General features: G+C 70.4%; 19 protein-coding genes. 12 read left to right on the top strand and 7 right to left on the bottom strand.

Going from position 1 to position 25,808, the window contains the following annotated elements:
- Nucleotides 1-46: 46 nt before the first annotated feature.
- Together BLW47_RS23825 and BLW47_RS23820 are read right to left on the bottom strand one after the other, a co-directional pair.
- Complete coding sequence (locus BLW47_RS23825; RefSeq protein WP_217634934.1) at nucleotides 47-1,861, bottom strand: family 43 glycosylhydrolase; 1,815 nt, start codon at nucleotides 1,859-1,861, stop codon at nucleotides 47-49.
- Nucleotides 1,862-1,999: 138 nt separating this feature from the next.
- Nucleotides 2,000-3,628: a glycoside hydrolase family 27 protein gene (locus BLW47_RS23820; RefSeq protein WP_091562771.1), complete on the bottom strand. Its 1,629-nt coding sequence runs from the start codon at nucleotides 3,626-3,628 to the stop codon at nucleotides 2,000-2,002.
- Nucleotides 3,629-4,116: 488 nt separating this feature from the next.
- On the opposite strand from BLW47_RS23820, the gene araB reads away from it, so the two are divergent.
- From araB to BLW47_RS23775, 9 genes are all read left to right on the top strand, one after another.
- On the top strand, nucleotides 4,117-5,799 hold the full coding sequence (gene araB / locus BLW47_RS23815; RefSeq protein ID WP_091562718.1) for a ribulokinase: 1,683 nt from the start codon (nucleotides 4,117-4,119) through the stop codon (nucleotides 5,797-5,799).
- On the top strand, nucleotides 5,796-6,494 hold the full coding sequence (locus BLW47_RS23810) for an L-ribulose-5-phosphate 4-epimerase (protein ID WP_091562715.1): 699 nt from the start codon (nucleotides 5,796-5,798) through the stop codon (nucleotides 6,492-6,494). The genes araB and BLW47_RS23810 overlap by 4 nt, the downstream gene beginning before the upstream one ends.
- 111 nt (nucleotides 6,495-6,605) lie before the next feature.
- Nucleotides 6,606-7,598, top strand: coding sequence for an ABC transporter substrate-binding protein (locus BLW47_RS23805; protein ID WP_091562711.1), 993 nt, complete (start codon nucleotides 6,606-6,608; stop codon nucleotides 7,596-7,598).
- A 47-nt stretch (nucleotides 7,599-7,645) separates the two neighbouring features.
- The gene (locus BLW47_RS23800) at nucleotides 7,646-9,217 is read left to right on the top strand and encodes a sugar ABC transporter ATP-binding protein (RefSeq protein WP_091562708.1); all 1,572 of its coding nucleotides are present in this window, start codon (nucleotides 7,646-7,648) and stop codon (nucleotides 9,215-9,217) included.
- Entirely contained in the window at nucleotides 9,184-10,254 is a 1,071-nt protein-coding gene (locus BLW47_RS23795) for an ABC transporter permease (protein ID WP_091562703.1), read from the top strand. The genes BLW47_RS23800 and BLW47_RS23795 overlap by 34 nt, the downstream gene beginning before the upstream one ends.
- Nucleotides 10,251-11,243: a galactofuranose ABC transporter, permease protein YjfF gene (gene yjfF / locus BLW47_RS23790; protein ID WP_091562699.1), complete on the top strand. Its 993-nt coding sequence runs from the start codon at nucleotides 10,251-10,253 to the stop codon at nucleotides 11,241-11,243. The genes BLW47_RS23795 and yjfF overlap by 4 nt, the downstream gene beginning before the upstream one ends.
- A gap of 26 nt (nucleotides 11,244-11,269) precedes the next feature.
- On the top strand, nucleotides 11,270-12,772 hold the full coding sequence (gene araA / locus BLW47_RS23785) for an L-arabinose isomerase (RefSeq protein WP_091562695.1): 1,503 nt from the start codon (nucleotides 11,270-11,272) through the stop codon (nucleotides 12,770-12,772).
- Nucleotides 12,773-12,833: 61 nt separating this feature from the next.
- A complete protein-coding gene (locus BLW47_RS23780) occupies nucleotides 12,834-14,921 on the top strand; it encodes a family 43 glycosylhydrolase (protein WP_091562692.1) in 2,088 nt (695 codons plus the stop codon).
- 282 nt (nucleotides 14,922-15,203) lie between these two features.
- Nucleotides 15,204-16,193, top strand: coding sequence for a LacI family DNA-binding transcriptional regulator (locus BLW47_RS23775; RefSeq protein WP_175543782.1), 990 nt, complete (start codon nucleotides 15,204-15,206; stop codon nucleotides 16,191-16,193).
- A gap of 40 nt (nucleotides 16,194-16,233) precedes the next feature.
- Here BLW47_RS23775 and BLW47_RS25455 read toward each other — a convergent pair whose 3' ends face one another.
- From BLW47_RS25455 to BLW47_RS23760, 4 genes are all read right to left on the bottom strand, one after another.
- Entirely contained in the window at nucleotides 16,234-17,106 is an 873-nt protein-coding gene (locus BLW47_RS25455; protein ID WP_217634933.1) for an RNA polymerase sigma-70 factor, read from the bottom strand.
- Entirely contained in the window at nucleotides 17,103-17,684 is a 582-nt protein-coding gene (locus tag BLW47_RS25450) for a carboxymuconolactone decarboxylase family protein (protein ID WP_217634932.1), read from the bottom strand. The genes BLW47_RS25455 and BLW47_RS25450 overlap by 4 nt, the downstream gene beginning before the upstream one ends.
- Nucleotides 17,685-17,773: 89 nt before the next feature.
- The gene (locus BLW47_RS23765; protein WP_091562685.1) at nucleotides 17,774-18,166 is read right to left on the bottom strand and encodes a CPCC family cysteine-rich protein; all 393 of its coding nucleotides are present in this window, start codon (nucleotides 18,164-18,166) and stop codon (nucleotides 17,774-17,776) included.
- Entirely contained in the window at nucleotides 18,084-18,482 is a 399-nt protein-coding gene (locus BLW47_RS23760) for a DUF2267 domain-containing protein (protein ID WP_091562680.1), read from the bottom strand. Before BLW47_RS23760 ends, BLW47_RS23765 begins: the two co-directional genes overlap by 83 nt.
- Before the next feature lie 161 nt (nucleotides 18,483-18,643).
- On the opposite strand from BLW47_RS23760, the gene BLW47_RS23755 reads away from it, so the two are divergent.
- The 3 genes from BLW47_RS23755 to BLW47_RS23745 all read left to right on the top strand — a co-directional run bounded on the left by BLW47_RS23755 (nucleotide 18,644) and on the right by BLW47_RS23745 (nucleotide 24,599).
- Entirely contained in the window at nucleotides 18,644-21,460 is a 2,817-nt protein-coding gene (locus BLW47_RS23755; RefSeq protein WP_091562676.1) for an AAA family ATPase, read from the top strand.
- A gap of 129 nt (nucleotides 21,461-21,589) precedes the next feature.
- Nucleotides 21,590-23,119, top strand: coding sequence for an SGNH/GDSL hydrolase family protein (locus tag BLW47_RS23750; RefSeq protein ID WP_175543781.1), 1,530 nt, complete (start codon nucleotides 21,590-21,592; stop codon nucleotides 23,117-23,119).
- 475 nt (nucleotides 23,120-23,594) lie between these two features.
- Entirely contained in the window at nucleotides 23,595-24,599 is a 1,005-nt protein-coding gene (locus tag BLW47_RS23745; protein WP_091562668.1) for a glycoside hydrolase family 11 protein, read from the top strand.
- Nucleotides 24,600-24,702: 103 nt separating this feature from the next.
- On the opposite strand, the gene BLW47_RS25445 is transcribed toward BLW47_RS23745, so the two are convergent.
- Complete coding sequence (locus BLW47_RS25445) at nucleotides 24,703-25,056, bottom strand: M23 family metallopeptidase (RefSeq protein WP_217634931.1); 354 nt, start codon at nucleotides 25,054-25,056, stop codon at nucleotides 24,703-24,705.
- Nucleotides 25,057-25,808: the final 752 nt, after the last annotated feature.

Below are 25,808 nucleotides of genomic sequence, written 5' to 3'. Positions count from 1 at the left end.
GTGGTGACGATGGCCGTCACCACCCGGCCCCGGGCCATCGCGTCGCTCAGGACCGCGACCACTGCATGCTGGTCGCGGCGGTGCACGTCCGCTGCTCCAGGGCCGCGCCCGCGGTGGTGGAGGCGCCCACCACGTTCAGGCACTTGCCGCTGTTCGCGTTGACCAGGTTGTGCTGGCCGTCGGCGGTCGCGCTCCAGCTGAACACCTGGTTCAGGCCGTCGTGGCAGGTGTACTGCACGATCCGGGCGCCGTCGGCGGTCGAAAAGTCCATCACGTCGACGCACCTTCCGCTGTGAACGCTCTGCAGCCGCACGTTGCCGTTGCCGGCGTCGAGGAAGCGCCACTGCTGCCACGCGGCGCCGTTGCTGTTCCACTGGCCGACCACGGCGAGGTTGTCGAGGTTCGGCTGCTGGACGTCGATGACCTGCCCGCTGTTGCGGTTGGTGATCCGGTACGTCGTCGCGGCCGCGCCGCCGCCGCTGAACTGCCACCAGTTGACGTTGAACAGGTTGCCGCCGCCGCCGGTGAAACGCAGGTACAGGTCCCGGGTGCCGGTGGCCCCGCTCACCCCGCAGGTGGTGGTCGTCCAGGTCTGCCAACCACCGGTGCCGCCGACGGTGCAGGTGCCGGCGAGCGGGCCGCTGGCGCTGTCCAGCCGTACCTCGATCCGGCCGCCGCTGGTGGCGGAGGCCACCCGCGCCGAGAACAAGGTCGCGCCGGCACCGAAGGCGACGCCCTTGACCTTGATGTAGTCGCCGTTCTCGATCCAGCCGACGTTCATCCCGCCCTCGCTGGACGGCTCGGTCTCGATGCCGGAGCCCCAGGCGATCGTCTCGGCCTCCTGGCGCACGTAGGGGTCGAGGGTGCCGACCTGCGGAGCGCCCGCGGCGGTCATGTTGATGGTGGGGAAGGTGCCGTTGGCGTTGTAGGTGAACTTCTCCACCGCGACCGAGCGGGTGTAGCCGCCGCCGCCGGGCAGGGCGCCGTTGTGGTAGAAGAAGTACGACCCGCCGTTGAAGTCGATGACGCCGGGGTGGTTGGTGAAGCTGCTGCCCTGCCGGGGCATGAGCGTCCCGCGGTAGGTCCACGGTCCGGTCGGGCCGGGCGCGGTCGAGTATCCGATGAACTCGGAGCAGCACTCCGCGGCGAACACGAGGTAATAGAGCCCGTTGCGCTTGAAGACCCACGGCCCTTCCTCGTAGAGGGTCGGGCGGCTGGCGTTGCCGGTGCGGGTGCCGAACCCGGCGGTGGTGAGCGGGATCCGGGTCGGGCTGCCGGAGAACGAGATCATGTCGGGATTGAGCCGCACGTACCACAGGTTGGGATTGCCCCAGTAGAGGTAGGCCTGCCCGTCATCGTCGATGAAGACGTGCGGATCGATCTCGTTGTTGCCGACCAGTGGCCGGCCGAGCGCGTCCCGGAACGGGCCGGTGGGGCTGTCCGCGACGCCGACGCCGATCACCATCTGCCCGGTCGATCGCTGGCGTACCGGCACGTACCAGTAGAATTTTCCGTTGCGCGGCACGACGTGCCCGGCCCACGCGTTGGCATCCGCCCAGGCGAAGGTCGCCAGGCTCATGGGGGTGCCGTGGTCGGTCCAGTTGACCATGTCGGTCGAGGAGAAGACCCGCCAGTCGCGCATGGTGAAGTAGGTCGAGCCGTCCTCGTCGTGTCCGGTGTAGAGGTACACCCGGCCGTTGTGCACCAACGGCGCCGGGTCGGCGGTGTAGATGTGCTGGACGATCGGGTTGTCGGCCTGTGCCGGGCCGGGCAGCAGGGCGACGGCGCAGACCAGGCCGGCGAGTGCGGCGACGCCGCGCCGTAGTGTCGATCGGGCCCGGCGCGGGACTGTCAGTTTCACGGTGACTCCCAGGTCGTCGAAGGGTGTGGCGGCGGGTGGTCAAGCGCGCGGGCAGCCGCTGACGGCTCCGCCCGCGGGACCTGCCGTGCCGACCGGGGTGCGTCCGCCCCGGCCGGCCCGACAGGTCCCGGCTGGCGGTCAGGCCCGGCTCCACCGCTGGTTGGCGTTGCCGTGGCAGGACCAGAGGATCACCGCTGTGCCGTTCGCGGTGCCGGCGTTGTTGACGTCCAGGCACAGCGTGGGGAAGCGGACGTTGCTCACCGTGCCGTTGCCGTTGAACGTCCACTGCTGGTTGGTGCCGCCGGTGCAGTCCCAGATCTGCACCCGGGTGCCGTTGCCGGCGTTCGTCGGCACGTCCAGGCACTTGCCGAGGATCCGCAGCGTCTGGCCGCTCTGGGTGATCTGCTGGTTGGCGTTGCCGTGGCAGTCCCAGATCAGGGTGCCGGTCCCGTTGGCGGTGTTGGAGTTGTCGAGGTCGAGGCAGCGCCCGGCGGACTCGCTGCGCAGCCGGAACGTGCTCGGCGTGGGCGGCTCGGTGGTGCCGCCGCCGCTGACCCGGTACACCACCGTGCCGTGCGCCGGAACGCTCGCGGAGATGGTCCCGCTGGTGGTGGAGGTGCCGTCGGTCCACGCGTCCCGCAGGGTGAACGAGGTGCCGCTCTTGCCGATCGCCGCCGCCGTGGTGGAGATCGTCGTCGTGGAGCCACCCTGGTTGAAAAGGGCGACCGCGACGTCGCCGTTGGCCAACCGCTTGGCCAGGACCCGCCGCGTGCCGTCGTGGGAGACCTGGACCGCCTGCTGGCCGAGGGCATCCTGGTTGATCGCGATCAGGTTCTGGTTACGCAGGATGCTCAGCGTCGCCGCGCTGGGCGAGCGCAGGTCGTTGCCCATCATGAGCGGTGCGGCCATCATCGCCCACAGGGCGAAGTGGCTGCGCATCTCGGTGTCGGTCATGCCGCCGTTGCCGACCTCCAGCATGTCCGGGTCGTTGAACCCGCCCGGCGCGGCGTAGCCGGCGAGCGGCACATTGACGTTGACGATGTTCTGGATGCCCATCGGGTAGCCGTTGGTCTGGCCGGTGTCCCACGCGTTGGTGATGTCCTCGGTGGTCCGCCAGAGGTTCGCCACGTCGCTCCAGTTGCGTTGCGGCCCGGTCTTCTCATGGATGCTGTTCGGGTTGATGCTGTAGACGATCGGCCGGCCGGTGGCCGCCAGCGCGTCGCGCATGATGCCGAACCGCGCCACCTGGTCGTTGATGGTTCCCGTGGGGGAGCACCAGTCGTATTTCAGGTAGTCCACCCCCCAGGCGGCGAACTGCCGGGCGTCCTGGTACTCGTGGTTGAGGCTGCCGGTGGAGCCGGGGAAGCTGTCGAAGTACTGGGCGCAGGTCTGGTCCAGTGGCCCCTGGTAGATGCCGAACAGCAGCCCCCGGGAGTGCAGGTAGTCGCCGAGTGCCTTCATGCCGCTCGGGAACCGCTGCGGGTGCGCCTGGAGGTTGCCCTGCGCGTCCCGTTCCGGGTTGAACCAGCAGTCGTCGACGACGACGTACTTGTACCCGAGGTCGCGCAGGCCGTGATTGACGATCGCGTCGGCCATCTGCCGGATGAGGGTCTCGTTGATGTTGCAGCCGAACGTGTTCCAGGTGTTCCAACCCATCGGCGGGGTGCGGGCGACGCCGTTGTTCAGCGCCTGCGCGGGCCGGGGCGCGACGGCCCCGCCGGCGACCGTCGCCGCGAGGGTCACCGACAGGACGCCCAGGACGGCCATCAGCCATTTCTTGCGTGTGCGCACGTGCTCCTCCTCAACCGAGACGTGACCGGCGGCGGCGGAGGGCTGCCGGCGCCGGAATACGGCGAATGGTTGAGCTGCCCCGGTCGGCGAGACGGATGACGTGATTCGCCCGGACCGGCCGCTGGTCCGCCGGGGGTCCGCCCAGTTACCCGCAGTTGGCCGACGGTGTATCGGATCACGCCGGGTTGTTCACCGGCGCCCACCCGGTCGGTACGCCGTGGTGGTAGCTCAACGTGCCGGGATGACACGACGCATGTTAGCGATTACATCGTTCGATGTAAATGACTGATGACGGTCCTCGTTCCGCAGCCCACAGTTCAAACTCCGGCGGTCAGCTCGTTCGAGATGCGGCCCGCCGCCCGGGAAGCGCCGCGCGTGCCGTCGCTTCCGTTACGGAGCTGTTGCGGGCAGACGTCTTGACGGCACTCGATGTGAGCGCTAACACTGTTCGCACGGAGGTGGTTATGACCAGTGTGGACGGCCGAGACGAGCGGTACGTTGTCGGAGTCGACTTCGGCACGCTGTCCGGGCGGGCCCTGGTGGTCCGGGTGAGCGACGGCGCGGAGGTCGGGACCGCGGTGCACGAGTACCGCCACGGCGTCATCGAGTCCGCGCTCCCCGACGGCGGGCCGGCGCTGCCTCCGGACTGGGCCCTGCAGGACCCGGAGGACTACCGGGACGTGCTGCGCCACGCCGTCCCCGCCGCGCTGGCCGCCGCCCGCGTCGATCCGTCCCGGGTCGTCGGCATCGGCACCGACTTCACCGCCTGCACCGTCCTGCCGACCCTTGCCGACGGCACCCCGCTGTGCGAGATCCCCGACCTGCGCCACCGGCCCCACGCCTGGGTGAAGCTGTGGAAGCACCACGCCGCGCAGCCGCACGCCGACCGGATCAACGCGCTGGCGTACGAGCGCCGCGAGTCGTGGATCGGCCGCTACGGCGGCAAGATCTCCGCCGAGTGGCAGTTCGCCAAGGGTCTGCAGATCCTGGAGGAGGACCCGGAGACATACCGGCGCGCCGAGCGCTTCGTCGAGGCGGCCGACTGGATCGTGTGGCAGCTGTGCGGCACCGAGACCCGCAACGTCTGCACCGCCGGCTACAAGGGTCTCCGGCAGGACGGCCGGTACCCGTCGACGGACTACCTGAGCGCGCTCAACCCGGGCTTCGCGGACTTCCTGACCAAGCTGGACGGCCCGCTGCTGCCCCTGGGCGACCGCGCCGGCAGCCTCAGCGCCCGGGCCGCGGCCTGGACCGGCCTGCCGGAGGGCATCGCGGTCGCGGTCGGCAACGTCGACGCGCACGTCACGGCCGCCTCCGCCCAGGCCCTGAGGCCCGGCCGGCTGGTGGCGATCATGGGCACCTCCACCTGCCACATCCTCAACGGCACCCATCCCGTCGAGGTGCCCGGCATGTGCGGTGTCGTCGACGGCGGCATCAGCCCCGGCGCGTGGGGCTACGAAGCCGGGCAGAGCGGGGTGGGCGACATCTTCGGCTGGTTCGTCCGGCACGCCGCCCCGGCCGGGGTGGACTCGCACGAGCGGCTCACCGAGCTGGCCGCCGCCCAGCCGGTCGGCGCTCATGGCCTGGTGGCGCTCGACTGGTGGAACGGCAACCGTTCGCTGTTGGTCAACCACGACCTCAGCGGTCTGATCGTCGGTTTGACGCTGGCCACCCGGCCGCAGGACATCTACCGTGCGCTGCTGGAGTCCACCGCGTTCGGCACCCGAATGATCATCGAAGCGTTCGTCGCGGCCGGGGTGCCGGTCACCGACCTGGTCGTCGCCGGCGGGCTCACCTCGAACCGGCTGCTGATGCGGATCTACGCCGACGTCACCAACCGACCGTTGAGCATCATCGGCTCCGCCCAGGGGCCGGCGCTCGGGGCGGCCATCCACGCGGCGGTCGCCGCCGGGGCGTACCCGACGATCCACGAGGCCTCGGCGGCGATGGGGCGGGTGGACGAGGGTGTCTACCAGCCGAACCCGGAGAACGTCCGCGCGTACGACGCCCTGTACGCCGAGTACCGGGCGCTGCACGACCACTTCGGCCGGGGCGCCAACGACGTCATGCTCCGCCTGCGGGCGATCCGGAACGCGGTCGACGCGACCGCGGTGCCGGCCGACACGGTTCTGGAGGTGGCCGGATGAACAGCGACGTCGTTCGGCAGGTGACCGGGCTGCGGGAGACCGTGGCCCGCCTGCACCGCGAGCTGACCCGGTACGACCTGGTGGCGTGGACCGCCGGCAATGTCTCGGCGCGGGTGCCCGGCCAGGACCTGATGGTGATCAAGCCCAGCGGCGTCGACTACGACGACCTGACGGCGGACTGCATGGTGGTCTGCGACCTGAACGGGACGGTCGTCGACGGGGCCGGTTCCCCGTCCAGCGACACCGCCGCCCACGCCTACGTCTACCGCGCGATGCCCGAGGTCGGCGGTGTCGTGCACACGCACAGCGGTTACGCCACCGCCTGGGCGGCCCGCGGCGAGGCGATCCCGTGCTGGCTGACCGCGCAGGCCGACGAGTTCGGCGGAGAGATCCCGGTCGGGCCGTTCGCGCTGATCGGCGGGGATGACATCGGCAAGGGGATCGTCAGCACGCTGTCCGGGCACCGATCGCCCGCGGTGCTCATGCGCAACCACGGGGTCTTCACGATCGGCAGGGACGCCCGCGCGGCGGTCAAGGCAGCGGTGATGTGCGAGGACGTCGCACGTACCGCGCACCTCGCCCGCGCACTCGGGCAGCCGCTGCCGATCGCGCAGGCCGACATCGACTCGCTGCACGACCGGTACCAGAACGTCTACGGCCAGCGCGGCGCGACCGGGCGACCGGCAACCTCCTGACCAGCACCGCTCATCCGGCACCACCCCTTCTCGCGCCAACCCCACCGCCACACCCGGATCGCACGCCCGGCGCACCCGAGGTCCGGATGCCCAACCCTGAGGAGCGAACAGATGAGAACCAGGAGAACCGCACGTACCATCATCGCGGCCTTCGCCACCGTGCTGCTCACCGGCGGCGTGGCGGCCTGCGGCAACAGCGACACCGGCGATACCGGCGGCGGCGACGACAACATCGTTCTGGGCTTCTCCCAGGTCGGCGCGGAGAGCGGCTGGCGGACGGCGAACACCAGCTCGATCAAGGCGGCCGCCGCCGAGGCGAGCATCGAGCTGAAGTTCGACGACGCCCAGCAGAAGCAGGAAAACCAGATCCGGGCGATCCGCAACTTCATCCAGCAGAAGGTCGACGTCATCGCCTTCTCGCCCGTGGTCGAGTCCGGATGGGACACCGTCCTCAAGGAGGCCAAGGACGCCGGGATCCCGGTCATTCTGACCGACCGCGCCGTCGACTCGGCCGACAAGACGCTCTACAAGACGTTCCTCGGCTCGGACTTCGTCAAGGAGGGCCGCCTGTCCGGGGAGTGGCTGGTGGAGCACACCAGGTCGGCGACCGGGCCGGTCAACATCGTCGAGCTGCAGGGCACCACCGGCTCCGCGCCGGCCAACGACCGCAAGAAGGGCTTCGCCGAGGCGATCTCCGCCAACCCCAACCTCAAAATCATCGCCTCCCAGTCCGGTGACTTCACCCGCGCCGGCGGTAAGCAGGTCATGGAGCAGTTCCTCAAGGCCAACCCGGACATCGACGTGCTGTTCGCGCACAACGACGACATGGGTCTGGGCGCGGTCGAGGCGATCACCGCCGCCGGCAAGACACCCGGCAAGGACATCGTCATCGTCACCATCGACGCGGTGAAGGACGGCATGCAGGCGCTGGCGGACGGCAAGTTCAACTTCATCGCGGAGTGCAGCCCGCTACTCGGTCCTCAGCTGATGGACCTGGTGAAGAAGATCCACGCCGGCGAGCAGGTGCCTGCCCGGATTGAGACCGAGGAGACCACCTTCACCCAGGAACAGGCCAAGGAGGCGCTACCCAACCGCAAGTACTGACTCCACCTCGTTGCCGCACCGACGCCATCCAGAAGAGGTCCGATGGGATGACGGGTAGCCATCCGGTCCTGACCATGACCGGAATCACCAAGACCTTCCCCGGGGTCCGCGCGCTGCACAACGTCGACTTCCGGCTGTTCCCGGGCGAGGTCCACGCCCTGATGGGCGAGAACGGCGCCGGCAAGTCGACCCTGATCAAGGTGTTGACCGGCGTCTACGACACCGACGAGGGGATCATCACCCTCGCCGGGGAGCAGGTCTTTCTCACCGGGCCGATGCAGGCCGCCGCGGCCGGTGTCAGCACCGTCTACCAGGAGGTCAATCTCTGCACCAACCTCTCGGTCGCCGAGAACATCTTCATCGGACGGGAGCCCCGTCGTCTCGGCCTCATCCGGTGGGGTGAGATGCGCCGGCGAGCGCGCGATCTGCTGGCCCGGCTCGGCCTCGACATCGACGTCACCGCGCAGCTCGGGACGTACTCGCTGGCCGTGCAGCAGATGGTCGCCATCGCCCGGGCGATCGACGTGCGGGCCCGGGTGCTCATCCTGGACGAACCGACCTCCAGCCTGGACGCCGGTGAGGTCGCGCAGCTGTTCCGGATCATGCGTCAACTGCGGGACGAGCGCGTCGCGATCCTGTTCGTCACGCACTTTCTCGACCAGGTCTACGGCATCGCCGACCGGATCACGGTGCTGCGCAACGGCAGCCTGGTGGGGGAGTACCGGACCGCTGAGCTGCCGCAGCTCACCCTCGTCGAGAAGATGATCGGCAAGGAACTCGACGTCCTGGAGCGGCTCGACGAGCAGCAGAAGCGGAACATCGCCGCCCCGTCCGACTCGACCCCGCTGGTGGAAGCCGCGGAACTGGGGCGCAAGGGCGGGGTCACCCCGTTCAGCCTGCGCATCCACGCCGGCGAGGTGGTCGGCCTGGCCGGCCTGCTCGGCTCCGGCCGTACCGAGGTGGCGCGGCTGCTGTTCGGCGCCGACCGCGCCGACCACGGTCAGGTCCGGGTGGACGGCGGCAAGGCGTCGCTGCGAACCCCGATCCAGGCCATCGACCGCGGCATCGGGTTCAGCCCGGAGAACCGCCGCGCGGAGGGCATCGTCCCCGAGCTGTCCGTCCGCGAGAACATGATCCTCGCGATGCAGGCGGCGCGCGGCTGGCTGCGGCCCATCCCTCGCCGCCGGCAGGACGAGCTCGTCGAGAAGTACGTCAAGGCGCTCCGCATCCGCCCGGCGAATCCGGACCTGCCGGTGCGCCACCTCTCCGGCGGCAACCAGCAGAAGGTGCTGCTGGCCCGCTGGCTGATCACCGAGCCGCGCCTGCTCATCCTCGACGAGCCCACCCGCGGCATCGACATCGGCGCCAAGGCCGAGATCCAGAAGCTGGTGGTGGAGCTCTCCGACGGCGGCATGGCCGTGCTGTTCATCTCCGCCGAGCTCGAGGAGGTGCTGCGCCTGAGTCACCGGGTCGCCGTCATGCGCGACCGCACGATGGTCGCCCAGCTCGACAACGACACCACCCTCGACGCCGACCGCGTCATGCAGACCATCGCCAGCGGAACCCACCGGGAGGAGGTGAACCGATCAACACCGTCGCCGAGCGCCTCCGCCCGCTGACCGGCCACCGCCTGTTCTGGCCCGTCCTCGTGCTGGGGCTCATGATCGCCGTGAACACCGTCTACCGGCCGGGCTTCCTCTCCATCGAGGTCAACGACGGCCACCTCTACGGCACCCCGATCGACATCCTCCGGTTGAGCGCCCCGCTGATCCTCGTCGCGCTGGGCATGACCCTCGTCATCGCCACCGGCGGCATCGACCTGTCCGTCGGCTCGCTCTGCGCCATCAGCGGTGCCATCGCCTGTCTCCACATCAGTACGGCGACTGACCGGAACAGCCCGTCCACCGTCCTCACCGCGCTGGCCCTGGCCTTCGGCGCCGCGCTCGTGCTCGGCGCGTGGAACGGGCTGCTGGTCGCCGTCATCGGCATTCAGCCGATCATCGCCACGCTGATCCTGATGGTGGCCGGCCGAGGACTGGCCCAACTGATCACCGAGGGCCAGATCATCACGATCAACTCCGCCCCGTACCGGGCGATCGGGCTCGGCCACTTCCTGACCCTGCCGCTGGCCATCTTCATCGCCCTCGCGGCGGCCCTGCTGGTCGCCGCGTTCACCCGCCGCACCGCCCTCGGGCTGATCGTCGAGTCGGTCGGCGGCAACGCCGAGGCCAGCCGGCTGGCCGGCATCCGCTCGGGTCGCGTCGTCTTTTTGGTGTACGTGCTCAGCGCCGCCTGCGCAGCGGTCGCCGGTTTCATGATCACCGCGAACGTGTCCAGCGCGGACGGCAACGCCGCCGGCCTGTGGATCGAACTCGACGCGATCCTCGCGGTGGTGATCGGCGGCACGTCGCTGGCAGGTGGCCGGTTCTCTCTCGGCGGCACCGTCCTCGGCGCGCTGATCATCCAGACCCTCACCACCACGGTGTACGCCATGAACATCTCGCCGCAGACGTCCCTGCTGTTCAAGGCGGTCGTCGTCATCGCCGTCTGCCTGATCCAGTCGCCGGCCTTCCGGGCGAAGTTCCGCCGGCGCCGCAGCGACCGCACGCCCGGGCCGGCCGCGCCGCAGCGGAAGAAGGAGCAGGTGCCGGCATGAGCAGCACGTCATTGACCACCGGGCGCACCTGGCGGCCGCACCTTCCCCGGCGGCACGTCCCGGTCCTGGCCACCCTCGTCCTGCTGCTGGTCACGTACGGCATCGGCGTGTCCCAGTACCGTGCTTTCTCCAACATCCAGGTCGTCTTCAACGTCTTCATCGACAACGGGTTCCTGCTCGTCGTCGCGGTCGGCATGACCTTCGTGATCCTGACCGGCGGCATCGACCTGTCGGTCGGCTCGGTGGTCGCCATGACGGCCATGGTGTCGGCCGCCCTGCTCCAGGACGGGCTGCCCCCGGCCCTGGTGCTCGTCATCGCGCTGCTGATCGGCCCGGCGCTCGGTTTCCTGATGGGCTGCGCGATCCACGTCTTCGACATCCAACCCTTCATCGTCACCCTCGCCGGCATGTTCTTCGCCCGTGGCATCTGCACGTTCATCAGCGACGCCTCCATCCCCATCACCGACGGCTTCTGGACCACCATGTCGCAGGCGCGGATCGGCAACCCCGCCGGGAACTTCGTCTCGATCAGCGTGCTGGTCGCGTTCGCGGTGGTCCTCGTCGCCGCGTACGTGCTGGCCTACACCCGCTTCGGCCGCAACGTGTACGCCATCGGCGGCAACGCCCAGTCGGCGCTGCTGATGGGCCTGCCGGTCGGCCGGACCCGAATCGCGGTCTACACGGTCAGCGGGCTGTGCTCGGCCGTCGGCGGGATCCTGCTGTCCTTCTACACCCTGTCCGGCGCGCCGTTGATCGCCGTCGGCATGGAGCTGGATGTGATCGCCGCCGTCGTCATCGGCGGCGCCGTGCTCACCGGGGGGTCCGGCTACGTCTTCGGCACCGTCCTCGGTGTGCTGGTGCTGGGTGTCATCCAGACCCTGATCACGTTCGACGGCAGCCTCAACTCCTGGTGGACCAAGATCGTGATCGGCGGGTTGCTCTTCGCCTTCATCCTGCTCCAGCGCCTGATCGGCATCCGGTTCACGTGACCGTCCCTACCGCGGAAGGCAACAACATGGCAACACAGCCCCAGCCCGAGGTCTGGTTCCTCACCGGCAGCCAGGGCCTGTACGGCGAGGACACGCTCCGGCAGGTCGCCGACCAGTCCCGGCACATCGCCGCGCTGCTCGACCAGGCGCCGGACCTTCCCGTACGGGTGGTCTGGAAGCCGGTCCTGACCTCCAGCACCGACATCCTCGCGGCCTGCCGGGACGCGGCCGTGCAGGGAGCGGTCGGGGTGATCGCCTGGATGCACACCTTCTCGCCGGCGAAGATGTGGATCGCCGGGCTCGACGCTCTCCGGACGCCGCTGCTGCACCTGCACACCCAGGCGAACGTCCTGCTGCCGTGGGGCGAGATCGACATGGACTTCATGAACCTGAACCAGGCCGCGCACGGTGACCGGGAGTTCGGGTACGTGCAGACCCGGCTCGGCGTGGCCCGCAAGACCGTCGCCGGCCACGTCACCGACCCTCGGGTCGTCGCGCGGATCGGGGCCTGGGCCAGGGCCGCGATCGGGTGGTCGGCGATGCGATCCCTGCGGCTCGCCCGGTTCGGGGACAACATGCGCGATGTCGCCGTGACCGAGGGCGACAAGGTCGAGGCGGAACTGCGCTTCGGCGTGTCGGTCAACACCTACGGGGTCAACGACCTCGTCGCGGTGGTCGACGAGGTGTCCGAGGCGCAGGTGGACGACCTGATCAAGGAGTACGACGACACCTATCGCGTCGAACCGCACCTGCGTCCCGGCGGTGAGCGGCACGACTCCCTGCGGTACGCCGCACGCCTGGAGATCGGCCTGCGGACGTTCCTCGGCGAGGGCGGCTTCGAAGCGTTCACCACCAACTTCGAGGACCTCGGTGGCCTGCGCCAGCTCCCCGGGATCGCCGTGCAGCGCCTGATGGCCGACGGGTACGGGTTCGGCGGCGAGGGTGACTGGAAGACCTCCGTCCTGGTCCGCACGCTGAAGGCGATGGCGGTCGGTGTCGACGGTGGCACCTCCTTCATGGAGGACTACACCTACGACCTCACCCCCGGTGCGGAGCTCGTCCTCGGCGCGCACATGCTCGAGGTCTGCCCGAGCATCGCCGCGGGTGTGCCGAACGTGGAGGTCCACCCGCTGAGCATCGGGGGCCGGGAGGACCCGGTGCGGCTCGTCTTCGACGCCGCGCCGGGTCCCGCCGTGGTGCTCGGCATGGCGGACATGGGGGAGCGGTTCCGGCTGGTGGCCAACGTCGTCGACGTCGTGCCGCCGCCACACCCGCTGCGCCGGCTGCCGGTGGCCCGGGCGGTCTGGCGGCCCCGTCCCGACCTTCCCCGCTCGGCGGAGGCGTGGATCACCGCCGGTGCCCCCCACCACACCGTGCTCACGCAGGCGGTCGGAGTGGAGGAACTGCGGGACCTGGCCGAGATGAGCCGGACGGAACTGGTGGTCATCGACGCGGACACCGATCCGGGCCGCTTTGCCGACGAACTCCGGTGGAACCAGGCGTACTACCGGCTCGCCCGGGGGTTCTGAGCGGCGGCCTCCCTCCGCGTGAAGGCGGGGGAGCGCGAGTTCCTGTCATCGAAGGAGGATCATGTTTGCCATCGGTGGGTTTTCGCGAGTCGTACCGCTTCACCGTGGGTGGTTGTCGCGGGCCGTCGCGGCGGTCGCTGCGGCGGTGGTGATGGGCGGTGCCCTGGTGGGCGTCGCGCCGTTGCCGGCGTCGGCGGCGTCGGTCGATACGAACGCCTGGTACGTGTTGGTGAACCGGAACAGCGGCAAGGCGTTGGATGTGTACAACCTGGCGACGAACGACGGGGCGCGAATCACGCAGTGGTCACGTAACGACGGCAACGGCCAGCAGTGGCAGTTCGTCGACTCGGGGGACGGCTACTACCGGCTGAGGGCGCGGCATTCGGGCAAGGTGCTCGACGTGTACAACTGGTCGACGGCCAACGGCGCGAGCATCGTGCAGTGGGCGGATCACAACGGGGCGAACCAGCAGTTCCGGCTGGCGGACTCGGCCGATGGGTACGTGCGGTTGATCAACCGGAACTCGAACCGGGCGTTGGAGGTGCAGAACGCCTCGACCGCCGACGGCGGCAACATCGTGCAGTACGACGACTTCAACGGCACCCACCAGCAGTGGCAGCTGGTCCGGGTCGGCGGCAGCGGCAACCCCGGCGGCACCTTCACCAACCCGGTCGTCTGGCAGGACTTTGCCGACGTCGACATCATCCGCGTCGGCGACGTCTACTACATGTCCGCCTCCACCATGCACTACTCGCCCGGTGCGCCCGTGCTCCGCTCCTGGGACCTGGTGAACTGGGAGTTCGCCGGGCACTCGGTGCCCCGGCTGGACTTCGGCTCCAAGTACGACATGTCGGGTGGCAGCCACGCGTACGTCGACGGCATCTGGGCCTCGACGCTCAACTACCGGCCGAGCAACCGGACGTTCTACTGGGCCGGCTGCATCGACTTCGCCCAGACCCACATCTACACCGCGGCAGCCGTCGACGGCACGTGGACCCGGCACACCACCATCCCCACCTGCTACTACGACGCCGGGCTACTGATCGACGACAACGACACCATGTACGTCGCGTACGGCAACGGCACGATCAGTGTCGCCCAGCTCTCCGCCGACGGGCGTACCCAGGTGCGGGCCCAGCAGGTGTACCAGACGCCGTCGAGCATCGGCACCCTGGAGGGCGCCCGCTTCTACAAGCGCAACGGCGCCTACTACATCTGGCTCACCCGACCGGCGAACGGTCAGTACGTACTCAAGTCCACCAACGGCCCGTTCGGCCCGTACGAGCAGCGGCAGGTGCTGCTCAACCTGCCGGGACCGATCTCGGGCGGCGGCGTGCCTCACCAGGGCGGGCTGGTGCAGACCCAGAACGGTGCCTGGTACTACATGGCGTTCACCGACGCGTACCCCGGGGGTCGGATGCCGACCCTGGCGCCGATCACCTGGACCAGTGACGGCTGGCCGCAGGTGCAGACCGTCAACGGGTCCTGGGGCGTCAACTATCCCAACCCGCTGCCGCTGCGTCCGGTCAAGCCGCTCACCGGAACCGACACCTTCCCCGGCACCACCCTCGGCGTCCAGTACGAATGGAACCACAACCCGGACAACAGCCGGTGGTCGGTGAACAACGGCCTGCGCCTGCAGACCGCCTCGGTGACCAACGACCTCTACCGGGCCCGCAACACACTGACCCACCGCATCCAGGGTCCGACCTCCACCGGAACAATCGAGTTGGACTACTCGGAGATGCGCGACGGCGACCGGGCCGGACTGGCGATGCTGCGTGACACGTCGGCGTGGATCGGCGTCAAACGGGACAACGGCGCCACCCGGGTGGTCATGACCAACGGTTTGACCATGGGCACCGACAACTGGAACACCACCGGCACCGGGACCGAGATCGCCAGCGCCCCGGTGTCCGGGGGACGGATCTGGCTGCGGGCCGACGCCGACATCCGACCCGGCTCGGGCCGGCAGGCGAGGTTCTCGTACAGCACCGACGGGGTCACCTTCGTCGCACTGGGCAACTCGCTGACCCTCAACAACGCCTGGCAGTTCTTCATGGGGTACCGGTTCGGCATCTTCAACTACGCGACACAGTCCCTGGGCGGTGCCGCGACGGTGCGACGGTTCTCTCTGACAACACCGTGACGGCGGTCGCGCCGAACGAGTTCGTGTTCCGCGCCGAGGAAGGGAGAACCTCTCCGTCAATTCATCGATATCCCGACACGAAGGCTTGACCGGCGACTCAGCCGCCGTGGCCGGCAGGACAGCTGGCGTAGACTGTCGGCGATCCGGCGTCGGTCGCGCGGAGAACACCACTGTGGCGGCCGCGCCAAGGGTCGGAATCACCGGGCCGGTCCAGCTGACGTCGACCGGGTGCGGTCGCCACGGGCAGGCGGGGAAGGTGAGGTGGCCGTGCGCGGTCCTGCGATGACGGACGTGGCGCGCCTCGCCGGCGTCTCGCACCAGACGGTGTCCCGGGTCCTCAACGGGCACCCCAACGTGCGCGAGCAGACCCGGCTGCGGGTCCAGGCGGCGATCACCGAACTCGGCTACCGACCGAACCGTGCCGCCCGCGCGCTGGTCACCGGCCGATCCCAGGTGATCGGCGTGGTCGCGCAGAACACCACCCTCTACGGCCCGGCGTCGCTGCTGGCCGCCCTCGAACAGACCGCCGCCGATGCGGGCTTCGCCGTCAGCGTCGGCAGCGTGCGGGACCTCGACGACCAGTCCATCTCGGCGGCGGTGGAACGCCACCTGGCGCACCGGGTCGCCGGCATCGTGGTGATCGCACCGGTCGAGTCGGCCGGAGAGGCCCTCGAACGCCTACCCCAGGACGTGCCCCTGGTGACCGTCGACGGCGACCCGCGCCGGCCGATTCCCCTGGTGACCGTCGACCAGGTCGCCGGTGCCCGCGCCGCCACGCAGCATCTTCTCGACGCCGGGCACAGGACGGTCTGGCACGTGTCCGGCCCGTCGGACTGGTTCGACAGCGCCGGGCGGATCGAAGGCTGGCGGGAGGCATTGCAGCTGGCCGGCGCCGAGGTGCCGCCGTTGGTCCCGGCGGACTGGTCCGCGGCGGCCGGGTACCGGTGCGGGCAGATGCTGGCCCGGATGCCGGAAGTCACCGCGGTCTTCACCGCCAACGATCACCTGGCGCTCGGCGTGCTGCGGGCGCTGCACGAGCACGGCCGGCGGGTGCCGGACGACATCAGCGTGGTCGGGTTCGACGACGTGCCGGAGGCGGCGTACTTCATCCCGCCGCTGACCACCGTGCGACCCGACTTCGCCGCGGTCGCCCGGGCGAGCCTGGACCTGCTGCTGGCCCAGATGGAGTCGGACATCGCCGGCCCGCTGCGGCAGACCATCGCACCGACCCTGGTCCCACGGCGCAGCGTCGGTGCTCCGCCCCGCCGCTGAACCGACCTCCCCGTGCCCGTCCCCGGTCCGGAAGTCGGAGTCAGCGACTGAGCGACGCCTCTTGCAGAATCCGCGAGAGCTTCTCGGGGTTGCGGACGGAGTACATGCCGCTGACCTGTCCCTCCACGACCCGCACGGACATCACGCTGTCGATCTCCCCGTCCACCCGGAGTAGCAGCGCCGGCCCGCCGTTGACCTGGACCAGCTCCGCCGACATCCGGTCGACGACCGTCGCCAGACCGGCCGTGATCAGGCGAGCCACCTTGTCGGCGCCCACGACCGGGCGCGGCATGGCCTGCTTCACGCCGCCGCCGTCGCCCAGCGCGACCACGTCCGGCGCCAGCAGGTCGACCAGGCCCTGGAGGTCGCCGGTCTCGATCGCCCGCTGGAATGCCTCCAGCGCTCTCCGGGTGTCGGCCGGGGAGGCCACGCCGCGGGGACGCCGCTCGGCGACGCGGGCCCGGGCCCGGTGCGCGATCTGTCGCACCGCCGCGGGCGTCTTGCCCACCGCCTCCGCCAGCTCGTCGTACCCGAGGTCGAAGACCTCGCGCAGCACGAAGACCGCGCGCTCGGTGGGGGTGAGCGTCTCCAGCACCAGCAACATCGCCATCGACAGGCTGTCGGCCAGTTCGACGTCCTCGGCGACGTCGGGGCTGGTCAGCAGCGGCTCCGGCAGCCACGGACCGACGTACTCCTCGCGCCGCCGGGCCAGCGTCCGCAGCCGGTCGAGCGCCTTCCGGGTGACGACCCGGACCAGGAAGGCCCGCGGGTCGCGCACCTCGGCCTGATCGACGCCGTCCCACTTGAGCCAGGCCTCCTGCACGACGTCCTCGGCGTCCGCGGCCGAACCGAGCATCTCGTAGGCGACAGTGAACAGCAGGCTCCGGTGCCGGACGAACGGGTCCCCGCTCACGTGTGCGCGACCCTGCTGGCCAAGGGCTGCAGGCCGCACGACGCGGCGTACTCCTGCGAGCGGATACCGAGGGCGACGTTGGCGCGGGCGGTGAGGTTCATGACGCCCACCCGGGCCGTCAGCTCCACCACCCCGGCGGCGCCCAGGTCGTCCAGCAGCGCGGCGGTCATGTCGTCGGTGACCGTCACCGGGGTCTGGCACATCGCCGCGGCGTACTCCATCACCCGGCGCTCCACCGGCGTGAACACCGAGGACTCCCGCCACCGTGGGACCTCGCGCGCCTTCGCCTCGTCCAGTCCCTTGTTGTGGGCCATGAAGTAGTGGAGGTCCAGGCAAAAGCTGCAGCCCACCTCGGCGGCCGCAGCCATGGTCGCCAACGACGCCAGGTTGCGCTCCAGCCGGTCCCACTTCTCGGTGCGGCCACCGAACCTCATCATGTCCTTGAAGACGCGCCGGTGGTGCCACATCACCTCGGCGCCCTCCGGCACGCCGCCGAGCATCTTGCGCATCGCCACCTTGAGCAGGCCGCCGTACAGCCCGGTGATCTCCGTGCGGGGAACGCGAGTCGTACTGGTCATCGTCGTCTCCTTGTCGCTCGTGTGACATGGAGACGCCGGCCGGCGGCGTCCTGTGACATCACGCCGCTACGCCACCGTGCTATGCGCCGCTACGGCAGTTCATCGCTGCGGGGCGCACGTACCACGTCCCGGTACCGTCGGTGGCTCGCCCCGTAGATGGCGAAGTTGAGCCGTGCGTCGCTCAGACTGACCTCCCCGTTGGGGCCACCGGCCACCATGCCGGCGTCCGCATCGCTCTGTCCGTCATCGGTCCAGAAACAGACCGGGCAGGTGGTGCACCCGGTCCGGTAGCCACAGCAGGGACACCGGTTGACGGATTGCTGAGTCACGCGGGCAAGCCTCCCATGACAACCCACCAACGGGCACCCCCCGCGGACGTTGCGGATCGCGGTGTGACGGTCAGCCCTCGCGCCGGATGAACGGTGCGGTCTGGTCGACGACGTCGGCGTACTGCGCGGGCAGTTGTGCGACCGCCTGTTCATACGCGCTGGGACCGAGAGCGTCCCGCAGGACGTCGAAGACCGCGGTCACTCCGTCTCTTGCCCGGTCGCCGTCGAGGCCCGCGCGGCCACTGACTCGTGCGAGAAACACGTCGAGTCCGAACCGATCGCTGCTCTCGCTGGCACCGAACGCGTACGCCCGAAGTCCGGCGGGAAGCTGACTGGCCAGATCGCGCGCCTCGCCGCCGTCGATACGTTCGGCCAGGGTGGTGAGCGTGGCCTGTGTGACGGCCGTGGCCTGCTGCGACGAGAGCCCGGACCGCGTCGCCACGAGGGCGAGGAACTCGTTGTCGTCCACGTTCAGGCCTTCCTCTCGCCGACAGGCCCGGCGAGTTCCCACGGCGCGCGTCCGCAAACAGGCCGGTCGTGCGGGATCCGACCACCCCCTGACGCGATCGGGCCATTAGTCGATAGGCGCTGGTCGATGTCGCTGGAACACTTCCGAATGAGGGAGGCGAGATGGCGGCCAGCCGAGCGATGGGATTCGGGCACGATCCGGCGTTGGTGGGCCGGGCCACCGAGCTGGCGTTGCTGGACAAGGCGGTGGCGACGGTGCGCGACGGGCGGTCCGTGGCGGTGGAGGTGTGCGGCGAGGCCGGCCTGGGCAAGACGCGCATCCTCGCCGAGCTGGAACGGCGGGCGGCCGGCGCCGGGCTGCTGGTCTGCTCCGGGCGGGCCACCCAGTACGAGCAGGGCGTGCCGTTCGGGATGTACGCGGAGATGCTGGAGCCGCCCACCATCACCCCGGGCGCCGGGAAGCAGCCCTCGATGCCGACGATGGTGCGGCGGATGCTCGCGGCGGCTCCGGGACCGGGCGTCGCGCTGCTGCTCGACGACGTGCACTGGGCCGACTCGGCCTCGCTGGAGTTGACCGAGCACCTGATCCGCAAGCCGCCTCAGCTGCCGATGCTGCTCGCGGTGGCATTCCGCAGCGCCTGCCCGCCGGCGCGGCTGGTGAACGCCATCGCCCGGCTCGGCGCGGCGGCGGTGCTGATCGACCTGCTGCCGCTGGACGCCGCCGGCGTCGATGCCCTGCTGACCGGGGTGCCGCGCCGCCGCCGGGAGCTGATCCTGCGTGCCAGCCTCGGCAATCCCTTGTATATCCAGGCGCTGGCCCGGCTCCCCGACCGCACGTTGGACGGGCTGGCGACGCTGGCCCGACGGCACAGCCCGGTCGACGCCGACTGGCTTGCCGGGTCGCGACGGTCCATCCTGGCCGGACTCGCCGCGGAGATCACCGCGCAGGAGCAGCCCGTGCAGCGGGTCGCCCACGTCGCCGCGGTCGTCGGCGACCACACCACGATCGACCTCGTCGGGCACGTCGCCGGATTGCCGATGCCCGTGGTGACCGGCGCGGTCGACCACCTCGGGCGGCTCGGGCTGCTCGACGCGGACGGCGGCCGGCTGCGGTTCCGGCACCCGCTGATGCGGGCCGCGGCGTACGCGCTGACCGGACCGGCCTGGCGGTTCGAGGCGCACACGCGCACGGCCGGATACCTCCGTACGCAGCGGGCGTCGCGGCAGGTGGTGGCCCACCACACGGAGCAGTCCGCGCGGTACGGCGACGAGACGGCGGCGACGACGTTGGTCGACGCGGGTATGGCGTTCGCGCACGAGGCTCCCGCCCAGGCCGCCCGATGGCTCGGCACCGCGCTGCGCATCATGCCGGACACCGGCCCGCAGGACGACCGGCGCGCCGAGGTGGCGATGTGGTACGCCCGCGCGCTCGGCCGCAGCGGCGAGCTGGCACGCAGCCGCGAAGTGCTCCAGCAGCTGTGCCGCGCCGGCGGGCCGGTACGCGTGCAGGCCGAGACGTTCAGCGTGGCGGTGGCGCGACAGCTCGGCGACTTCGCCGAGGCGGCCGCGACGCTGGGCGCCCGGCTCGCCCGCGGCGGGCTCGACCCGGTCGAGGAGGCGAAACTGCACGTGGAACTCGCGGCTGTCGACGCGTTCCGGGAGGAGCCGGCCACGGCGGTGCACCACGCGGAGAGGGCGCTGGAGCTGCTGGACGAGCGCCGCTCGGTGCTCGTGGCGGCCGCGCGGACGCTGCGCGCGCTCGCCACGCTGTACCTCGGGTGCGCCGGGTCCGCGCGCGAACACCTCGGCACCGCGGTCGTCGCCGTCGACGCCACCAGCGACGCCGACCTGCGCGCGTACGTCGAGATCGTTTCCCCGCTGGCGCTGGCCGAGATCCAGCTGGGGCACCTGGCCGACGCCGCCCGCCACCTCGCCCGCGCCCGGCGGATCCTGGACGCGCTCGGGCCGAGCAGCGCCTCGCCGTACCTGCTCGTGATGGAGTCCCTGATGCACACCCGCGGTGGCCGGTTGGCCCGGGCGGTGGCGGTCGCGGAGGAGGCGTCGGCGGCCGCCGACCGGGTGGGCAGTGCGGAGATGCGCGCGATGGCGGCGGCGGTCCGGCTGCGCCCGCTGGTGTGGACCGCCGGGCCGGCCGCCGCGCTCGCCACCGCTGGCCCGACCGCCGCGGGGCATGGCGAAGTGGCCGCCGCCGGCCAGCCGCGATCCCGGGCCTGGTGGCGGATCCACCGCGTGGAGCTCGCCCTCGCCCACGCCGCCGCCGGTGACTGGGCCGGCTCGCGCGATCTGCTCGCCGACCCGGTGGCTTTACTGTCGGCCCACCCGCCGGTGCTGGTGGCGCGGGATGTGATCGCCGCCATCGCCGCCGCCGGGATGGGCGACCTCGCCGCAGCGAAGGACGCCGGCGACCGCGCGGAGCGGCTGGCGCGCGCCGCCGGGCTGTCGTACGAGGTCGCGCTGGCCCGCTTCGCCCAGGCGTTCACCGCGTACCGGATGGGCGGTCCCGATCGGGCGACGGCACTGGCCGAGGGGGCGGCGGCCGGCTTCGCCGCCGCCGGCACGCCCATGGAGGAGGCGCTGTCCCGCCACCTCGCCGGTGCCGGCTACCTCGCCGCGGGGCAGCCGCGTCGCGGCGGCGAGGCGTTCGACCGGGCCGAGGCGGGTTACCGCGCCTGCGGCGCCGCGTGGGCCTCGTCGGTGCTCGCCGGCCACCGTGCCGCGGGGCCGATCCGGTCCGGGCGACCGGCCGGCGACGCGGTGCTCACCGCGCGGGAGCACGAGATCGCGAGCCTGGCGACGACCGGCCTGAGCAACAAGGACATCGCCGCCCGGCTCTACCTCAGCCCCCGGACGATCGAGTCCCACCTGAACCGGGTCTTCGCCAAGCTCCAGGTGCACTCCCGTACCGCGATGGCCCGCCGGCTCACCGATCACGCCCGCGACCACCGGCCGCCTGCGTAGTCGGTTGCGTAGTTTTACGGATCCGCACCCCTGCCGCGGCTTGCCATCCTGCCGGTAACCGATCCCACACGAGGGGGGTAGGAGATGGCATCACAGTGCTGGGCAGCGCGGCGACGGCCGCGACTCGTCGTGCCGATTCTGATCGCGGTCGGCGTGCTGGCGGCCGCGCCGCCGGCGGTGGCGGCACCGTCCGCGCCGCCGGGCACGGCGGCCGCGCCGGCGGCCGGGTCGCACAAGCCCTGGAACCCGGAGCCCGAGCTTCCCGGACCGGTGGCGGTTCCGCGCAAGGGCACCAAGCCGGCACCGTTCACGACGAAGACGAAGCCGATCAGCCCGAAGGCGCTGCGGGGCTCGGAGAAGGCCACCGGGAACGGGCTGCGGGCCGGAACCGGAGCGGCCGTCCGTGGCCGGAGCGCGGCCGCAGAGCCGGGAGAGCCCTGGTACTGCACGGAGTACGTGACGCCCCGGACGTCCCTCAACGCCGACTCGGACAACTACTCTGCCACCGTCCAGTATGTGGCGGAGCTCGGCTGCAACTTCTACCTCGACTACGCCTACGGCGTCGCCGGGATCGTCGACCGGAGCGCCGGATACGACGGCACGCTGCTGTACGTGGGGTCTCCGTTCTCGTTCTCCCAGTACTACTACGGAGCCACCTACGGCGGGATCCAGATCCCCGGTGACTTCTACGACGGCGGGCGCCAGGTGGAGGTGATCTTCGAGCTGTACCTGCTGGCGCCGATCGGCACCGCGTGGGGCGCGTGCGGCCCGCTGCCGGGCCTGCGGTACCTGCTGTGCGACGGGCTCGGTACCGACCTGCTGCACATCGTGCTCGGGACGGGGGCGTTCACCAGCGGCCTGTCGGAACCGGTGATCCGCTACACCGCGCTGGGCGACTCCTATTCGTCCGGCACAGGCGCGCCGCCGTACCTCGGTAGCCCGAACCCGGCGAACTGCCGGCGCGGCAACGGCACCTACTCCGTCCAGATCCAGGGTGACCGCTTCCGCGGGTTGTCGATCGACCGAACGAACCTCAAGGCGTGTCACGGCGCGCGGATCAACGAGCTCACCGCGCCGCAGAGCCTGGAGGAATTTCCGCAGGTCGAGTACGTGAAGCAGTACACGCGGCTGGTGACGTTGACGATCGGCGGCAACGATCTCGGCTTCGCCTCGAAGCTGCGCCAATGCGCCCTGTCGGACTGCGGCGGCGCTCCGCTCGTCACACCGACGGAGCTGCAGACCACCCAGGCCAGGCTCGTGTCGCTGTACCAGAACATCACCTCGCGGATGCGGTCGGATGCGGTGCTGGTCGTGCTGAGCTACCCGGCCTTCCTCCCCATCCCGGGCGTGGACCCGCTGCCCACGAGCGGGAGCTGCTTCGGTACGAACGCGACCCTCGACACCGCCGAACTCACCCGGATCGCCGAGGGGACCGCGCAGGCCCGCGACATGATCGCCGCGGCCGTCCGCGCCACCGGCGACGCGCGGGTCGTGTTCGTGGACGCGTTCGACGCGTTCCAGGGGCACCGCGTGTGCAGCGGTGATCCCTGGTCCAACGGGTTCGTGCTCTCGGACCCGGAGGAGTCCTTCCATCCCAACGCCCGCGGGTACCGGGCCATCGCCGACCGGCTGCGACAGGCACTGGGCATCACCCTGTAATCGCCAGTCCCGCTGGGCACCCGGGAGCCGACCCGGGTGCCCAGCTCCCGCCGTGGCGGTTCCACGAACTCGAACGAGTCGGCCCGATGCCTGCCCCCGACCGATCGGCGACACCGCGGAACGCGCTCGGCTGCTCACCGCGGTCCCCATCGCGCGGCGCGGAGCACGATCCGAAAAGTCCTCGAAACTTTCCGATACGCGAGCCCGGATGTCGCTCGTCAACGGAGGTTACCGCTGCCAGATCACCGCGCCTCGTCCGGTAGTAACGGCCGGCAGCCAGGGCATCTGAGCCGCGACGTGGTTCCGCAATCTTTCCGGGAAGCGTTGACAACCCAGCAGCGTCGGGCCAATACTGTCGCCATCGAGAGGCATCAACCATTGTCGATCCGGGTCGTCCCCCGGCCGCCAACAACTCCGCCGGGTCGGAACACGCTGCCTGGCCCGCCGCCAGCCTTCACGAGGAGGAAGCACGCACATGAACGACGTCCCCGCCCGCCGGAGCCGCAGACGCGGCGGCATCAGGGCGCTCTTCTCCGGTGCCTGCGCGGCAGTGCTGGTCGCGGCCACCATGATGCTGCCGACCGCCGCCCACGCGGCGATCACCACAAACCAGACCGGCACCAACAACGGCTACTTCTATTCATTCTGGACTGATAGCCAAGGGTCGGTCTCGATGGAGCTGGGATCCGGCGGTAACTACAGCACCTCATGGCGCAACACCGGGAATTTCGTCGCCGGTAAGGGCTGGAGCACCGGCGGACGCAGGAGCGTCACCTACTCGGGCAGCTTCAACCCGTCCGGTAACGCGTATCTGACGCTCTACGGGTGGACGAGAAATCCGCTCGTCGAGTACTACATCGTTGACAACTGGGGCACGTACCGACCGACCGGAACGTACAAGGGGACGGTCACCAGCGATGGCGGCACGTACGACATCTACCAGACGACGCGATACAACGCCCCGTCCATCGAAGGCACCAGGACGTTCAACCAGTACTGGAGCGTGCGACAGTCGAAGAAGACGGGCGGCACCATCACCTCCGGCAACCACTTTGACGCGTGGGCCCGCAATGGGATGAGTCTGGGCAGTCATGACTACATGATCATGGCGACAGAGGGATATCAGAGCAGTGGAAGCTCGAACATCACGATCGGCGGCTCCGGCGGTGGCGGTGGCGGCGGCGGTGGTGGGGGCGGTGGCGGCGGAGGAGGCGGTAGCTGCTCCGCGACGCTGTCGGCGGGCCAGAGTTGGAGCGACCGCTACAACCTCAACGTCTCCGTCAGCGGCTCCAGCAACTGGACCGTGACGATGAACGTCCCGTCGCCCGCGAAGATCATCGCCACCTGGAACATCAACGCCAGCTACCCCAGCGCCCAGGTCCTGACCGCCACACCCAACGGCAACGGCAACAACTGGGGTGTGACCATCCAGACGAACGGCAACTCAACCTGGCCGACGGTCTCCTGCAGTTCGGGCTGACCCCGAACACCCGAAACACCGCACCGCAGGCGCGGCGGCCCGTGGCCGCCGCGCCACACTGCTACCGCCCGGTCGCGTGCGCGGAGGAGATCGTGCGACGGCGTCAGAGGGTGATGCCGCGCTGGCGGAGCCAGGGGCGCGGGTCGACCGGTCGCCCCTCGACTTCGACCTCGAAATGCAGGTGCGGGCCCGTCGAGTCACCGGTGCTGCCTACGGCCGCGATCTCTTGTCCGGCCTCGACCCGTTGGCCCGGGCGCACGGAGAGGGCCGAGTTGTGCGCGTAGAGGGTCGAGACGCCGCCGCCGTGGTCGATGATCACTGTGTTGCCGTAGTCGCCGTACCAGGAGGCCTTGCGCACGACACCGCCAGCGGCGGCCCGCACCGGTGTTCCGGCGGCCGCCGCGATGTCGATGCCTTCGTGTTGGCGTCCCCAGCGCGGTCCGAACTCGCTGCTCACCTGGCCACGGGTCGGCGCCGTCCACCCGGAAGCCCCGGTGGGCTGGTTCGCCGTGACGGCCGCGTCCAATGCGGCGGCGAAGCGAACCGACGAGCTCTGGGTGACGCCACCGGTCGTACCGGTCCGTGCCAGGACGGGCTGGCCGGCCCCGGTGGTGATGAGCGACTGAATTTGTGAGATCCGGAGTTGGATGTCACTGAGCGCCACTGAGGTAACTCCCAAGCGGTCGGCGTACGGGCGGGCTGCTGGGCCTATCGGGTGATCCGGCAACGAGCTGAGCTCTCTTGCTCGACGTCGTCGAGGCGCGTCGCGCTCATGCCACCCGGGCGATGCGCGTCGTGGTGGCTACGGGGCCGGCGTTGACCGAGGGGCGCAGGGGGCGCCTTCGGCTCACGGGCACGGGAACCACCTGGTGGCCGATGCCGGATTCGTCCCTCGTGCGCCGATCGAGCAAGGCGGGTGCGCGATCGGGGAAGGCGGCGGGTGCCCCCGACGTTGTACATGGTCCCCGCGCCGGGGCTGTTGATCGGCCGGTCGGGTGGCGGAATGAGCGGGTAGCGCCGGTGGTTGTATATGGTCCCGCTGCTGGCGGGTGGAATGACCGGCCGGTGCCGGTGGTTGTATATGGTCCCGCCGCTGATCGGGCGGGGGAATGGCCGACCGGGGCCGGTCGTTGTGTCAGCTCCGTGAGATGGATCCGCGCCGCAGGTCGCGGCCGCGTGAAGACTCTCTGATCTTCTTTTCTTGTCCGG

Origin of the sequence: Micromonospora pattaloongensis, from assembly GCF_900107255.1 — a bacterium.
Taxonomy (GTDB): Bacteria; Actinomycetota; Actinomycetes; order Mycobacteriales; family Micromonosporaceae; genus Micromonospora_I; species Micromonospora_I pattaloongensis.
Note: the sequence above shows the minus strand (reverse complement) of the source record. Positions and strands in the feature narration are given on the sequence as shown.